The sequence below is a fragment of the Rhizobium sophoriradicis genome (assembly GCF_003939025.1).
In the GTDB taxonomy this organism is placed as follows: Bacteria; Pseudomonadota; Alphaproteobacteria; order Rhizobiales; family Rhizobiaceae; genus Rhizobium; species Rhizobium sophoriradicis.
In genome coordinates this window covers 61,854-75,839 of sequence record NZ_RQIH01000008.1, presented here as the reverse complement: position 1 = coordinate 75,839, position 13,986 = coordinate 61,854, and the positions used below count along the sequence as shown (strand labels likewise).

The following is a 13,986-nucleotide window of genomic DNA, read 5'->3' as shown; positions in this document are numbered from 1 at the left end:
CATGCACCTCAAGCGAAAATCCCTTACCGTCCTTTTCACAGTTGCCACGATTTTGGGCCAGACGATTTGGGCGCGCGCAGAACCGCTGGAGCGACCGACCATTTCCGTCATCATCCTCTCCGTGTCACCACGGACCGTCCGTTGGGCCACCGTCCACAAGGCTCCCGATCCAGGGGAAGACGATCCCTATTACCACGTCGAGGTGATCGAGAAGGAGCGACGCACGCCGCCGTGGCAATTCAAACGCCTTGCCACCCATGTCGTGGTCACGGCCGATGCGTTGAACAGGAGCCGCTCGCGACAAAAGGCCAGGACCTATTTTTATAAGGATATTGAATTCCGGATCGCCGACCAGAACTGGCGCGCGCAGCCTCGCTCAGAGAGGGAGGCGGGTGTTTGCCGCACGACGATCCTGGAATGCGTCGGCATCGCAGGCAAGCCTGACTGATTCCGCGCCGCCATCGAAAATCACGGTTGCAATAATCGCAGAAATGCAATTTACCTCTGACGATGAGTCACGAAACTACTTTTGCTAGAGAAAATATCCTCGCCCGGCCGCCGGCGGCGGGGTGGCCGAATTTCTCCGGCCTGCCGGTTTCAGCCGATCCCGATCACATCACCCCCAATTAGCTGATCTGACGAACCGTGACGTCCCGGCCGCTCTGCCAGCAGAGCGCGGCGGGGCATATTCCATGAATTTCCCCGCATCACCTTTCAACACAAGGACATCTCCATGAAGCATCTGCGCAATTTCCACCTGATGATGGCCAGCACCGCGTTCCTGACGCTGGCCGGCCCGGCGCTCGCCCTCGACGGCGCCGATATGATGAAGAAGCTCAGCGCCGCAACCAATGCCGGCGGCACCGTCATCACCTTCGAGAAGGCCGAAGTCGACGGCGACACGGTGACGGCAACAGGCGTCCAGGTGGGATTTGCCAACGTGCCCGGCGACACGCTGAAGATCGGCAACCTCACCTTCGAGGGCGTGGAGGAAAAAGAAGGCGGCGCCTATTACGCCAAGACCCTTTCCTTCCCGGATGTCGATATCAGCCAGGAGGGAGGACGCTTTTCCGCCAAGGAGATTCTGTTCACCGGCCTGACGATTCCCGCCAATGCGACCGGCGAAACGCTGGACGATATCCTTCTCTATGAAACCGCCAGCACCGGGCCGATCGCGCTCAACATCAAGGGCAAGGATGTGCTTGCGATCGAAGGCGTCGAGGCAAACATGGGGCGGCAGGACGGCGGATTTGCCTACGACGCCAACGTCGCCGGCTTCAAGGCCGACCTGTCGCAGGTCGAGGACGCGGCTGCGAAGGAGGCCATCGAGAAGCTCGGACTGACGACGCTCGACGGCACCATGACGATGAAGGGAAGCTGGGAAGTCGAAAGCGGCAAGGTTGTCCTCGACGAATATGCTTTCGATTTCAAGAATGTCGGCCGGCTGAACTTCGCCGTCGACTTCTCCGGTTATACGCTCGGCTTCATCAAGTCGCTGCAGGAGGCGGTCAAGACAGCCGAAGCCAATCCGAACAAGGAAGAGGCCAACCAGGCCGCTGGACTTGCGATGATGGGGCTGATGCAGCAGCTGACGTTCAACAGCGCCTCGATCCGCTTCGACGACGCCTCGATCACCAAAAAGGCGCTCGACTATGCCGGCACGAAGCAGGGCGTCACGGGCGACGAACTGGCACAATCGCTGAAGGCGCTGGTTCCGATGATGATGGCGCAACTCAACATGCCGGAACTGCAAAACCAGATATCGGCGGCCCTCAACACCTATCTCGACGGCCCGAAGAGCCTGACGATCAGCGCCGCTCCGGAAAAGCCGGTTCCGGTGCCGATGATTGTCGGTGCTGCCATGGGTGCGCCCAACACCATTCCTACGGTTCTCGGCGTCAAGGTATCGGCGAACGACTAAGTCAAGATCAACTGCCGAAGGCGGGTCCTTACCGATCCGCCTTCGGGATCATCCTTCCGAAACGACTGCGCTGTTCTTCTGAATTGCGCTAAAAGGTCGGCGGCGTGCAGGCGCTGATAACCTCACAGGGCACCGGTCCGACGCAGCGGAACCGATGCGGACGCCGGCTTTCGAAATAATAAGCGTCTCCCGGTCCAAGGATACGCCGTTCGTCGTCAACCGTGACCTCGAGTCTTCCCGAGAGCACGATCCCGCCCTCCTCCCCTTCGTGAACAAGGGGAATTTTTCCGGTGTCGGCACCCGGCTGGTAGCATTCCTTCAGCATCTGCAGGCTGCGCCCGAACAGGGTTTCACCGACCTGCTTGTAGGAAATGGCACCCTTGCCGATCTCCACCAGTTCCTCGGCGGCGTAAAAGGCCTTTTTCGGACGCTCCGGTTCAAAGGCAAAGAACTCCGCCAGCCCGATCGGAATGCCGTCGAGGATTCGCTTCAGCGCTCCGACCGAAGGATTGGAGGCATTCGATTCGATCAGTGAGATCGTCGAGTTCGGTACACCGGTGCGTTTGGCGAGCTCACGCTGGGAAAGCTTGTGGGCGAGGCGCAGATGGCGAAGGCGGCTGCCGATGTCGACTGACATGATGGATCCGTTTGCGTTGTCCAGAATATCGCAAAACCTATCTTGTTCGTTGTTAAATTTCAATAACTTGCATCACCAAAGAAAAGGACTTGTTTGAAGGATGGAAATTGCCATTCTCCGGGCGATTTCAAAGGAGGCCAGGATGGACCAGATCAGCAAGACGAACGCGCCCGTACTCGAAAATTTCTGGATGCCGTTCACCGCCAATCGGCAATTCAAGGCCGCGCCGCGCCTGCTGGCCGCTGCGGAAGGGATGTATTACACTGACGTCGATGGCAACCGGGTGCTGGACGGCACGGCCGGGCTCTGGTGCTGCAACGCCGGCCACGGCCGCAGGAAGATCGCCCAGGCAGTCGAGCGGCAGCTTGCCACGCTCGACTATGCGCCGACCTTCCAGATGGGGCATCCGATCGCCTTCGACTTCGCTGCCAAGCTCGCCGCCAACGCACCGGGCGGGGCTGACGCCAAGCTCGACAGGGTCTTCTTCACCGGCTCAGGCTCGGAATCGGTCGATACGGCCCTGAAGATCGCCATCGCCTACCAGCGCGTGATCGGCCAGGGTACGCGCACCCGGATCATCGGCCGCGAAAAGGGCTATCACGGTGTCGGCTTCGGCGGCATTTCCGTCGGTGGTTTGGTCAACAATCGCCGGGTCTTCCCGCAGATCCCGGCCGATCACATGCGCCATACGCTCGACATCGGGCGGAACGCGTTTTCGAAGGGGCTGCCCGCCCATGGCGTCGAACTGGCGGATGATCTCGAGCGCCTAGTGCAGTTGCACGGCGCCGAAACCATCGCAGCCGTCATCGTCGAGCCGATGTCGGGGTCGGCCGGTGTTGTCCTGCCGCCGAAGGGTTATCTGGAGAAGCTGCGCGCCACCGCCGACAAGTACGGCATCCTGCTGATCTTTGATGAGGTCATCACCGGCTTCGGCCGTCTCGGCACGCCTTTTGCGGTGGATTACTTCGGCGTCGTACCCGATCTCGTCACCACGGCGAAGGGCCTCACCAACGGCGCCGTTCCCATGGGCGCGGTCTTTGCCAGCCGCAAGGTCTATGACGGGCTGATGGTCGGACCGGAAAATGCGATCGAGCTCTTCCACGGCTATACCTATTCCGGCCACCCGGTCGCCTGCGCCGCCGGGCTCGCGACCCTCGAAATCTATGAGGAAGAAGGGCTGCTGACCCGCGCAGCCGAGTTGGCTGACTATTGGCAGGAAGCCCTCCACTCACTGAAAGGTCTCGCGCACGTTGTTGACATCCGCAACCTCGGACTGGTCGGCGCAATCGAACTGGCGCCGCGTGATGGCGCTCCCGGAACGCGCGCTTACGACGTCTTCGTCGACTGCTTCAACAATGGACTGCTGATCCGCGTGACCGGCGACATCATCGCCCTGTCTCCACCGCTGATCATCGAGAAGGACCAGATCGACACGCTCGTCTCGACGCTTGCGGACGCTCTGAAACGCGCGGCCTAGATCTGCATCCGGCGCCCGCAATTCCCGTCGGCGATCGGATGCTCGGTCCGTCGCCGATGGAACCATCCGGCACGCCGAGGCGGAGTTCAGCGCTTCAGGGTCTGTGATGGCAGATGACCGAAGCGCTTCCTGTATTCGGCGGCGAAACGCCCGAGATGGGTAAATCCCCATCTGAGCGCGATATCGGCGACGGCCTGCTTCGCACCGGATTCGAGCAGGTCGCGATGGGCAGCGGCCATTCGGATTTCATGGAGGTAGGCGATCGGAGTGGTACTCCTGAACTGCCGGAAACCTTGCTGCAAAGTACGAATGCTGACCTTGGCTGCCGTCGCGATCTCGCTGAGCGAGATCGGTTCGGCGATGTGAGCATGCATGAAATCGATGGCCCATTTCACATGGCGCGGAGCCGGCGCCGGCGCCGGAAGCGTCAGTTCGCCCGAATAGCGATTCGGAAAGGCCTCGAGAAGCAGATAGACCGTCGCGTCGCAGAGCGCGCTGACGGCTAGCGGCGACTCCTGCAGCAGCCCGCCCCCGCCCAGTCCGCGATGCAGGTTCGTAACAAGTTGTTGCAACAACAGCCCCGGGCCGGCCGTCAGATCGATATGGGGATGAAAATCGGCGTCACCGGTGATCATTCGCTCGAACATATGGGTGAGATGCCGGTTGATCCTCTCCTGATCGACGAACAAACCGAGATGACGGCGAGGGCCGAGCAGGCGGGCGCCGGTGGCGCGACCTGCTCCCAGAATGGTGCCGCGACCTGGACCTGAATGGATCGGCTCCTGCCCGGCATCGAAAGACCGCATCTCCCTCCACCGGCAGGAATATGATCACTTTGCTGTTCGGCGCCTCCCGCCTGAGCGAGATCGCGCCCTCATAGGCGCAGTCGGCTATGGACAGATCTCCCGCCGAGACGAAATTGCATCGATATGCAATGGAGGCATTGGCTTGCGCCGCAGCCTTGATCGGAGAGGCCGATGACGACAATATTTCCGACAGGGCATCCGGGTCTGTTCCGGTGTATGCCGTTTCCGAAAACGACGGGCTTTGCACTGCCGGATAAAGGAAGTGCCTATCGGAACTAACGGACATTCACGACCTCACGATTATTCCCGCGAGTAATAATCGATTCTCTCCAATAAAATCTCTTCTTTTTTGCGTTACCTCGGCAGGATTTCACGCGTAGCGGCTGACCGCAAGATCCCGCGCATCGATCTCAGGCGTACGGGCGCAGACGAGGTCGCTGATGAGCCTTGCCGAACCGGTGCTCATTGTCCAGCCGAGCGTGCCGTGACCGGTATTGAGGAAGAGGCCGACGATCTTCGTCGGGCCGATGACCGGCGTGCCATCCGGTGTCATCGGGCGCAGACCCGACCAGAAGGAGGCCTTGGACACATCGCCGCCGGGGAAAAGATCGGTGACGGAATGCTCGAGCGTGCTGCGGCGGGCGAGGCCGAGATCGTTGGTGTAGCCCGAGATTTCAGCCATGCCGCCGACGCGGATGCGTTCGCCGAGCCGGGTGATGGCGATCTTGTAGGTTTCGTCCATGACCGTCGATTCCGGCGCGCGCGAGGCGTCGGTGATCGGGATGGTGAGCGAATAGCCCTTGACCGGATAGACCGGCAGGCTGATGCCGAACGGCTTGAGCAGCAGTGGCGAATAGCTGCCGAGCGCAACCACCACCGCGTCCGCGCTCATCCGTTCGCGCTCGCGATCGGGATCGCGAGCGGTGACGACCCCGCGCACCCGGCCGGCTTCGACGTCCAGCGCCTTGATCGTCGTGCCGTAGGCGAAGCGGACGCCGAGCGCTTCGGCTTTGGCGGCCAGCGCATTGGTGAATTTGAAACAGTCGCCGGTCTCGTCCTTGGGCGTCAGAAGGCCGCCAACGATCTTGTCGCGCACGTGCCTTAGCGCCGGTTCGACGCGGATGCAGCCGTCCCGGTCCAGCACCTCATAGGGAATGCCGTCGGCTGCCAGCGCCTTGACATCTTTCGCCGAGGCATCGAGCTGCTGCTGCGTGCGGAACAGCTGCAGGGTTCCCTGCATGCGTTCGTCATAGGCGATTCCGGTTTCGGCGCGAAGCTCGGCGAGCGCGATGCGGCTGTAATCGGCAAGGCGCAGCATGCGACTCTTGTTGATCGCGTAACGCTCGGAGGTGCAGTTGGACAGCATCCTCGTCATCCAGGCGAGCATGGCCATGTCGAGTTTCGGGCGCAGGATGAGCGGCGCATGTTTCATGACCAGCCATTTCATGGCCTTGGCAGGAATGCCGGGGGCAGCCCATGGCGAGCAATAACCGAAGGAGACCTCGCCGGCATTGGCAAAGCTCGTCTCCAGCGCCGGCCCCGATTGCCGGTCGACGACGGTAACCTCATGACCTGATTTGGCCAGCTGATAGGCGGATGTGACGCCGACGATGCCGGCACCCAGAACGATGACTTTCATGATTTCCTCAAGAACAATGCCGGCCGGCTCTCAGCAATATTGCCTGTCGTAACGATCGCCCAGACCGGTTAGTATTTCGTAAGATATCGTTCCGGCATCGCCAGCCACGTCATCGAGCGTCTGGTTGGGACCAAGCACTTCGACGAGGCTGCCGAGGCTCAGCGCCCCTTCGGGCAAAGCCGTGATGTCGACGGTCGTGCTGTCCATCGACACGCGCCCCACGATCGGCAGACGGATGCCCTTGTGATAAACGGCGCCGCGGTCGCCGAGACTGCGCGGCAGGCCGTCGGCGTAACCGGCGGCGATGGTGGCGAGGCGGGTTTGCCTGCGCGTCACATGCGCGCCGCCATAACCGATCTTGGCGCCTGAAGGTACGGTGCGCGTCTGCACGACCGCGACATCCAGCCTGACGACCGGTTCCATCGGGTTGTTGCCGCCGGCATTCGGTGCGCCGCCATAAAGGGCGATGCCCGGGCGGGCGAGCACACCATGATAGGCATCGCCGAGAAAGACGCCGCCGGAATTGGCGAAGGAGATATCGAAGCCGGGAAATTCATCGGCAATGCGCGCCATCTCGGCAATCTGTTCGCCGTTCTGGCTGCTCTCCAGCTCGTCGGCGCAGGCCAGGTGGCTCATGATGAACAGGATTTCGACATTGACGCCGTCGCGGATGGCTGCCGCCAATTCGGCTCGCTCTTCCCAGGGAAAACCGAGCCGCGACATGCCGGTGTCGAACTGCAGAACGGCCGGCAGGCTGCGCTTCAGCCGACGCGCGGTCGCCGACCATTGCCGCCACTGCGCGAGCGAATTGAGAACCGGAATAATGCCGCTTTCGGCGCAGGCGAGCTCGTTGCCGGGCTGCAAGCCGTTCAGCACGAATATCTGAGCACCCTCAGCAAGGGCCGGCCGCAGCCTTACGGCCTCGACGAACTGGGCGACGAAGAAATGCCTGCACCCCTGATCGTAGAGCGTTTGGGCGACCCGCTCGGCGCCGAGGCCATAAGCATCGGCCTTGACGACGGCTCCCGCGCGGACCGGCGCCAGCATCGATGCAAGCTTCGAATAATTGCGGCCGAGCGCGGCAAGATCGATCGTCAGATAGCCCGTGGCTCCCTGCGTGATCGTAGCGGTGCGTGCGCGGGAAACCAAAATATCGCTATCCATGTCCACCCCATCTCGATATCAGCAGCTTATGAAACAATGAGCGAAATTGCCGATGATTTTGTCGCTTAATATTGCGCATATTGCACATTATTCGCATAATCAGCCAAGATATGAAGGAAACCGTCATGCCCGCCCTCGACACGGTCGACCGCAATATCCTCAGGCTGTTGCGTCTTGACGCGCGCATGAGCAACGCCAAACTCGCCGCCGAGATCGGCCTTTCGCCGTCGGCCTGCCTCAGACGCATCAAGATCATGGAAAAATCAGGCGTCATTCGCGGCTATACGGCGCTGGTGGATACCGGCAATGCGGATGAGATGATCGCCGTGATCATCAACATCACCCTCGAACGGCAGACGGAGGATCATCTCGATCGCTTCGAAGCGGCGGTGCGTCGGCATCCGGAAATCCGCGAATGTTTTCTGATGACCGGCGGATCTGACTACCTGCTGCGCGTGGAGGTTGCCAGTGCGGGCGAGTTCGAACGGATTCACAAGGAGGTATTGTCGACCCTGCCCGGCGTCCTCCGGATTCATTCCAGCTTCTCGATCCGCAATGTTCTGGCGACGCGCACGCGGGGCAGGCGCTGAACCGCCATCCGCTAGCCTAGATCAACTCCAGCGCCGTGGCCTTGGCGACCGCCTCGCTCGTGGTGGCAACGGTCAGCTTCCGGCGCGCTGAGGCGAGATAGAGCTGCACCGCACTGATCGAAATGCACAACCGGGCGGAAATCTGCTTTGCCAGAAAGCCGCTGGCCGTCATCTCCAGACATTGCAGTTCGCGGCGCGACAAATGCGGAACATCCGCAATCTCCCTCATGCCGGCCAGCACCATGGCCCTGTCATGGAGATGATGGGCGAGAAACTGGAGGTCGCGCATGCTGTCCATACGGAACTGCCGCCAATAGGTGTCGGGGTGATTGGAGGTCACCGTAAACAGCGATCGCTCCCCCTGAGGTCCCCGCACCGGCAGAGTAACGCCTTGCCGGCCGACGCCGTAGGCCATCGCCTCCTTGAAGAAGCCATAGGCCTTGCCCGAATCCCATTTGGACGCAGACCACTCTACGGGCAGGAAGCCACGTCGGCCGAGACGTACGACGGGGTCGATGCTGAAGTAATCCCGGGCACGATATTGCTTCACCCACTCGGGCGGGTAGGTCAGCATCAGCAATGGATTGCTGACCGTCGCCCCCGATGAGCGGGTCACGTGCAAAACCATATGCGATATCGCATAGATGTGGCGGACTTCATCCAGCGCTGCTTCCAGATCCTGCAATGTCGGCGATGCGGAGATCCGGTCCAGACAGTAGAAAAAACGAGAACTGCTCAGCATGAGATGGACTCGTGATTGCGTTGTTTCTTAACTGCTCGCCATGGTAACATTTCGCGATTACCGAGAACAGATACTTTTTTAGCAACCATGACGCGATGTGAAGAACAGGTTAAAGAGCTCGCGAGATCTCCTATGCTGGGCGGCGGGACCGCGACTGAGCTTACCCCACGCCGCCATCGACAAGGGCTCCGGCAGGATAGGGAGAGGCTTGCTCCAGAAGTCGGGACAGGTTGGCCCGCAGTGTCCGACAATTGTCCGCCGTCACATCCCATAGGCCAACATACAGCTTGCCGATCTCGGGCCGGGATCGGGCAAGCGGCATCGGCCTCCAGCCGATCCTCCGGTACACAGCAACCATCGCGGCGTCATAGACGCCGACAATGCTCTCGATACCGGTGTCGAGGGCAAGATCGCAAAGCCCTGAGAGCAGTTCCGTGGCGACTGCGCGCGATTGCTCCATGTGTCCGGCATGCGGATGAAGGCAAAAGCGGGTACATTCCCAGGTCGTCGGGCTATCGACGTCGATAGGCTGATCGAAGAAATGCCGGAACTCGCTTTTGAGCATCGTCGCTCCGGTGGTCGGCAGCAGGCGCAGCGAACCCGTCAGCGTGCCGGAAGGTCGTTGCGTGACGAGATAGACGGGATCCTCGGCCTCGTCGTATCGGTCCCTCTCCCATTGATCCCGGACATCGACCTGCCATCCCAGCCGATCGCGAAAAACAGCGGCGCGAGCCCGAAACATTTCATCGAAAGCCCGTCGATCGGTCTCGAGCATGTCTTTGGTGAGTATCCGCAACATATCCGTCCCTCCTGATGTTTTGACGTTTCACAACAGGAGGCCGAGCGGGCGCAATCTGGATATTTCACCAGGTTGACCGGTGCTTGGCTTTGCCGTCCCCTTCCATAAGAAGTTTCTGATGTTCGTCGATCGAAAGCTCTTGGTAATTGCCAATTTTAACGCAACAACGGGGAGGATTGTTGATGACTCACGACATGGCACGCGGCAGACGTATTCGAGAGGCGATATCCCGCGGCAAGTTCCGGAAAGTTCACGCCCTGGCGGCCGAACTGGACGTGTCCGTCGCCGCGGTCTCACGCTGGCAGAATGGCGGACATACCTCGCTGGAAAGCGCCTGCGCGCTCGCCGACCTGCTGGATGTCTCCCTCGACTGGCTGCTGCTCGGGCGCGGCACAATGGACTGGCATAGGAACAGCGCGATTTCCGCCACGGAATTGCAAATGGTTCTGGCGTTGCGCAACCGGTCTGCGGCAACACGGTCCAATCTCGTCGGCCTGGTCGAATCCATCCCGCCGGAGCATGCGTAACGCCAAGCGCAATTCTCCGAGATTAATTGACCTGAGGTCAACAGCTTCAGGTTGCTAAATGGCAGATCGTCGACGATCTTTCTAGCTAAAGGTTCAATTGCAGCAAGGGCAGGATGGCCAATCATCCAGCCCTCCGCAGAGGCCTTGTGTTCACGCTCGCCGCCCATTCGGCCGCAATATTTCGCTCATCCGGGTCCGGAATTTTTCCGCGACCCCGGCAAGTCTCAACCGATTTTGGAGTCAGTCAATGACAGTTGCGCTTTGGAGTCAGTCAATGACGGGTGCGAACCCGGCCCATATCGGCGCCAATGCGCCTACGGTCAAACCACGGCCTGCCTTCGCGCAGACCGATCTGGTCGCATTGTCGCGCTATTTTTCTCTTCTGATGATGCGCAACATCACCAGCGATGGCTATGTCATCGAGGATCCCACATCGCCCGGCGTCTTTTCGGCCCCGGGCTGCGTCATCGCCGCACCCTCCTATCCAGCGAACACGCCCGGGGTGGACCAGGACTATGTTTTCAACTGGGTTCGCGACGGGGCGATTACTGCGATAGAGATCGCGCTTGCCGGCTTGCTGCCCGTTCCGGGCGGAGTATTGCCAAGCCTGGTCGACTACGTGAACTTCGCCGCGCTCTGCCAGGCGAATGCGGAGAATTCCGACACCGTCACACTTGGCCACGCCTGCTTCACCATCACCGGCGAGGTTCGTCCGTGGTCGGAGCAGAATGACGGGCCGGCCATTCAGTCGATTGCGATCCTGACCCTGTTCGATCAGCTGGATGGCGCCACGCAGACGATCGCCAAACAACTGGTCCAGGCCAACCTCGCTTATCTTCTCGAAGTTTACCAGAACAAGACCACAAATCTCTGGGAGGAATATGAGGGCTATTCGTTTTTCGCAAGAGCCGTACAGCTGCGCTTTTTCCGCGAAATTTCCACAAACACGATCGGCATTGCGGTGCCTGCCGGGGTGTCGGATGCCATCTCCTGGCTGGAAACCCAGCTGGTAACCCACTGGAACGGGCAACTCTATGTGAGCATTCTGGATGCCGCGGAGCAAGCCGGTTACGACGCGAACATCGATATCGTCTCTTCGGTCTGCTATGGCGGGATCGAGCCAACCGATACCAAGCTTCTGGCAACGGCGGCCATCCTGCGGCGCCAGTGGGCCGATCCTTCGTCTTCGACCTATTACCCGGTCAATGGCGCCGACGCGGCCAACGGGCTCGGACCACTCTTCGGGCGCTATCCGGGCGACCATTACGATGGCGATGTGGCAGCTCCGGTTGCCGGCGGACATCCCTGGGCTCTGTGCACCGCCAACTTCGCCGAGTTTCAATATCGGCTTGCCAATGCCATCGATGCCAGCGGCGCCATCCCCCTCGATCAGTTCTCCGAACCCTTCTTCGCGGGACTGGGACTTGGCGCATCCAGCAGCGCCGCCGACGCGTCGGCTGCCTTGCGGGCTTCGTCTGACGCCATGCTGCGCGCCATCGTCTATCACAGCGATCACTATGAGCTGAGCGAACAGTTCGATGGAACCGTTGGCTACGAGAAAAGCGTCCGGAATCTGACCTGGAGCTATGCCTCCTTCCTCTCGGCAGTCAGAGCCCGCGCCGCCGCGCCAGCCGCCAAGTCCAAGCCCCGAAACTCTCGCGGCCCGAAATCATGACGATTGAAGGCCGCAGGGCCTGAAATCTCGATCGAGTCCAGAACGGCATGGTTCGCAAAGCCCTGATCGGCTTTCCGGGATTAATGGAGGACCAAAGTGCTTTTTCCCCTCGAATCGGCAATAAGAGCCGATGCCAAGACCGTCGCAGAGTCTGGCGACTACGATATCGTGATCGTCGGCAGCGGCATTTCCGGAGCAATCATTGCCAAGCAGGCTGCGGAAGCGGGCAAACGTGTCCTTATCCTTGAAGCCGGAACCGGTTCCAATGTCACTCTGGCAGGCTACGACAATCTACTGACGACCTTCTATTCGGCAGCCTCGAAGGACAACCAGTCGCCCTTTCCGCCAAATGCGAACGCGGCCATACCCCGCAGCCCGCAGCTTCGCAAGCTGCAGGCGGGGGAAACCGATAGCTCGAACTATATCGTTCAATCCGGCCCTTATGTCAGTGATACGGTATATACCCGTATTTTCGGCGGAACGACCATGCACTGGGAGGCGAAAACGCCCCGTCTGCTTCGCTCCGATTTCAAAACGCGCACGCTTTTCGGCCACGGGCTGGACTGGCCGCTGAGCTTTGAGGAAGTCGAGGAGGATTACCGCCTGGCCGAGCGGGAAATCGGCGTATCGGCGAATGTCGAAGATCAGCAATATCTCGGGCAGACCTTCCCGGACGACTATGTCTTTCCCATGCGCGGCCTGCCGCTTTCCTATCTGGATCAGCAGGTCAACAAGGGCATCGAGGGCACCAGCGTCGAACTTTACGACAAGACCTATCCCCTGAAGGTCAGGCCCTTTCCGCAGGGGCGCAACGGCATACCAAACCCGGCCTATGACGGTGGGAAGGGCTACCGTCCAATCGGCGCGGTCGATACGCATCAGGTCGAAGAGGGCGGTCGCTGCCAGGGCAACACCAACTGCGTACCGCTCTGTCCCGTGCAAGCGCGCTACCACTCCGGCAAAACGCTTGCCAAGGCGTTCGCGGTAAACGGGAAAGGCGGCGAGCGGCTTGTCGAAATGTTACCGCAGGCGGTCGCATCGAAGGTCAACATCGATCCGGATAGCGGGAAAGTCCGCTCTCTCGAGGTCAAGATTTACAAGGACCCGGCCTCACCGGCCCATGAGACCATCACCGTGAAGGGTAAGGTTTTCGTGCTTGCGGCAGGCGCCATCGAAACGGCGCGTCTCATGCTGGCCTCCGGCCTGCGCAGCACCAGCGGTCTTGTCGGACGCAATCTGATGGACCACGCCTACCTGCTGAACTGGGCGCTGATGCCTGAGATCTGCGGCACAATGCGCGGAACCAGTTCGACGGGCGGTATCGTCGACCTGCGGGACGGCCCCTTCCGGGAAAAGCAGGCCGCCTTCGCCATCGATATCCATAACGACGGCTGGGGTTGGGCCACGGGTGCGCCGACCTCCGACCTTCTGGAGTTGGTGGATGATCGCAACCTCTACGGGGCCGATCTTCGGCGCGGCATGGTCGACCAGGTTTCGCGGCAGTTGCTGCTGGCGTTCATGATCGAGGTCATGCCCGTCGACAGCAACCGCATCACGGTGGATCCGCAATATACCGATGCTCTGGGCAACATGCGGCCCATCCTGTCCTTCACGGTTCCGGAATATACCATGAAGGGCGCCGCCTATGGCCGCCAGTTTGCGCGCACCGTCTTTGCGCGCCTGGGCGCGCAGGATCATACCCAGTACGACCCCAGCGATTACGGCTATGTGGCCTATGAGGGACAAGGCTATGCGATCCGCGGCGGCAATCATCTGGCCGGCACCCATATCATGGGAACGACGAAGACCAATTCCGTCGTGGACAAAAACCAGCGCAGTTGGGACCACGAAAATCTCTATCTCGTGGGCGGCGGCAGCATGCCGACGATCGGCACGGCCAATGTCACCTTGACGCTGGCCGCCATGTGCTTCCGCAGCGGTCGCGACATTCTGAAGTCTCTGCATTGAACGAAGACCGGCATCCCCTGCGCGGAACGAGCCGATGCGAC

General features: G+C 60.6%; 12 protein-coding genes and 1 pseudogene. 7 read left to right on the top strand and 6 right to left on the bottom strand.

Annotated features, from left to right (window positions below; translation table 11 throughout):
• Window position 1 precedes the first annotated feature (1 nt).
• Together EFR00_RS14870 and EFR00_RS14865 are read left to right on the top strand one after the other, a co-directional pair.
• Window positions 2–448, top strand: a complete 447-nt coding sequence (locus EFR00_RS14870) for a DUF5086 family protein (protein WP_010059935.1) — start codon at window positions 2–4, stop codon at window positions 446–448.
• Between the two features lie 285 nt (window positions 449–733).
• The gene (locus EFR00_RS14865) at window positions 734–1,921 is read left to right on the top strand and encodes a hypothetical protein (protein WP_077988979.1); all 1,188 of its coding nucleotides are present in this window, start codon (window positions 734–736) and stop codon (window positions 1,919–1,921) included.
• 88 nt (window positions 1,922–2,009) lie between these two features.
• On the opposite strand, the gene EFR00_RS14860 is transcribed toward EFR00_RS14865, so the two are convergent.
• Window positions 2,010–2,558: a cupin domain-containing protein gene (locus EFR00_RS14860; protein ID WP_009996449.1), complete on the bottom strand. Its 549-nt coding sequence runs from the start codon at window positions 2,556–2,558 to the stop codon at window positions 2,010–2,012.
• Window positions 2,559–2,700: 142 nt separating this feature from the next.
• Between EFR00_RS14860 and aptA the strand changes: the two genes are divergently transcribed.
• A complete protein-coding gene (gene aptA / locus EFR00_RS14855) occupies window positions 2,701–4,035 on the top strand; it encodes an omega-aminotransferase AptA (protein WP_009996450.1) in 1,335 nt (444 codons plus the stop codon).
• Window positions 4,036–4,121: 86 nt separating this feature from the next.
• On the opposite strand, the pseudogene EFR00_RS14850 reads toward aptA, so the two are convergent.
• The 3 genes and pseudogenes from EFR00_RS14850 to alr form a co-directional block, all read right to left on the bottom strand.
• Window positions 4,122–5,127: pseudogene (locus tag EFR00_RS14850) on the bottom strand (helix-turn-helix transcriptional regulator).
• An 84-nt stretch (window positions 5,128–5,211) separates the two neighbouring features.
• Window positions 5,212–6,480: a D-amino acid dehydrogenase gene (locus tag EFR00_RS14845; RefSeq protein WP_040112372.1), complete on the bottom strand. Its 1,269-nt coding sequence runs from the start codon at window positions 6,478–6,480 to the stop codon at window positions 5,212–5,214.
• A gap of 30 nt (window positions 6,481–6,510) precedes the next feature.
• Window positions 6,511–7,644, bottom strand: coding sequence for an alanine racemase (alr, locus tag EFR00_RS14840; protein WP_040112373.1), 1,134 nt, complete (start codon window positions 7,642–7,644; stop codon window positions 6,511–6,513).
• A 125-nt stretch (window positions 7,645–7,769) separates the two neighbouring features.
• On the opposite strand from alr, the gene EFR00_RS14835 reads away from it, so the two are divergent.
• Complete coding sequence (locus EFR00_RS14835; RefSeq protein ID WP_077989156.1) at window positions 7,770–8,234, top strand: Lrp/AsnC family transcriptional regulator; 465 nt, start codon at window positions 7,770–7,772, stop codon at window positions 8,232–8,234.
• A gap of 16 nt (window positions 8,235–8,250) precedes the next feature.
• Here EFR00_RS14835 and EFR00_RS14830 read toward each other — a convergent pair whose 3' ends face one another.
• Both EFR00_RS14830 and EFR00_RS14825 read right to left on the bottom strand, forming a co-directional pair.
• A complete protein-coding gene (locus EFR00_RS14830) occupies window positions 8,251–8,976 on the bottom strand; it encodes a helix-turn-helix transcriptional regulator (protein ID WP_040112374.1) in 726 nt (241 codons plus the stop codon).
• Window positions 8,977–9,136: 160 nt separating this feature from the next.
• Window positions 9,137–9,775, bottom strand: a complete 639-nt coding sequence (locus tag EFR00_RS14825; protein WP_077988978.1) for an acyl-homoserine-lactone synthase — start codon at window positions 9,773–9,775, stop codon at window positions 9,137–9,139.
• Between the two features lie 182 nt (window positions 9,776–9,957).
• On the opposite strand from EFR00_RS14825, the gene EFR00_RS14820 reads away from it, so the two are divergent.
• From EFR00_RS14820 to EFR00_RS14810, 3 genes are all read left to right on the top strand, one after another.
• Window positions 9,958–10,302, top strand: coding sequence for a helix-turn-helix domain-containing protein (locus tag EFR00_RS14820; RefSeq protein WP_040112376.1), 345 nt, complete (start codon window positions 9,958–9,960; stop codon window positions 10,300–10,302).
• A 247-nt stretch (window positions 10,303–10,549) separates the two neighbouring features.
• The gene (locus EFR00_RS14815) at window positions 10,550–11,977 is read left to right on the top strand and encodes a glycoside hydrolase family 15 protein (protein WP_077988977.1); all 1,428 of its coding nucleotides are present in this window, start codon (window positions 10,550–10,552) and stop codon (window positions 11,975–11,977) included.
• A 96-nt stretch (window positions 11,978–12,073) separates the two neighbouring features.
• Complete coding sequence (locus EFR00_RS14810; protein ID WP_077988976.1) at window positions 12,074–13,945, top strand: GMC oxidoreductase; 1,872 nt, start codon at window positions 12,074–12,076, stop codon at window positions 13,943–13,945.
• Window positions 13,946–13,986: the final 41 nt, after the last annotated feature.

Coding starts and splice junctions, on each gene's coding strand:
- EFR00_RS14870 (WP_010059935.1), top strand. CDS start 2: ATGCACCTCAAGCGAAAATCCCTTACCGTCCTTTTCACAGTTGCCACG.
- EFR00_RS14865 (WP_077988979.1), top strand. CDS start 734: ATGAAGCATCTGCGCAATTTCCACCTGATGATGGCCAGCACCGCGTTC.
- EFR00_RS14860 (WP_009996449.1), bottom strand. CDS start 2,558: ATGTCAGTCGACATCGGCAGCCGCCTTCGCCATCTGCGCCTCGCCCAC.
- aptA (WP_009996450.1), top strand. CDS start 2,701: ATGGACCAGATCAGCAAGACGAACGCGCCCGTACTCGAAAATTTCTGG.
- EFR00_RS14845 (WP_040112372.1), bottom strand. CDS start 6,480: ATGAAAGTCATCGTTCTGGGTGCCGGCATCGTCGGCGTCACATCCGCC.
- alr (WP_040112373.1), bottom strand. CDS start 7,644: ATGGATAGCGATATTTTGGTTTCCCGCGCACGCACCGCTACGATCACG.
- EFR00_RS14835 (WP_077989156.1), top strand. CDS start 7,770: ATGCCCGCCCTCGACACGGTCGACCGCAATATCCTCAGGCTGTTGCGT.
- EFR00_RS14830 (WP_040112374.1), bottom strand. CDS start 8,976: ATGCTGAGCAGTTCTCGTTTTTTCTACTGTCTGGACCGGATCTCCGCA.
- EFR00_RS14825 (WP_077988978.1), bottom strand. CDS start 9,775: ATGTTGCGGATACTCACCAAAGACATGCTCGAGACCGATCGACGGGCT.
- EFR00_RS14820 (WP_040112376.1), top strand. CDS start 9,958: ATGACTCACGACATGGCACGCGGCAGACGTATTCGAGAGGCGATATCC.
- EFR00_RS14815 (WP_077988977.1), top strand. CDS start 10,550: ATGACAGTTGCGCTTTGGAGTCAGTCAATGACGGGTGCGAACCCGGCC.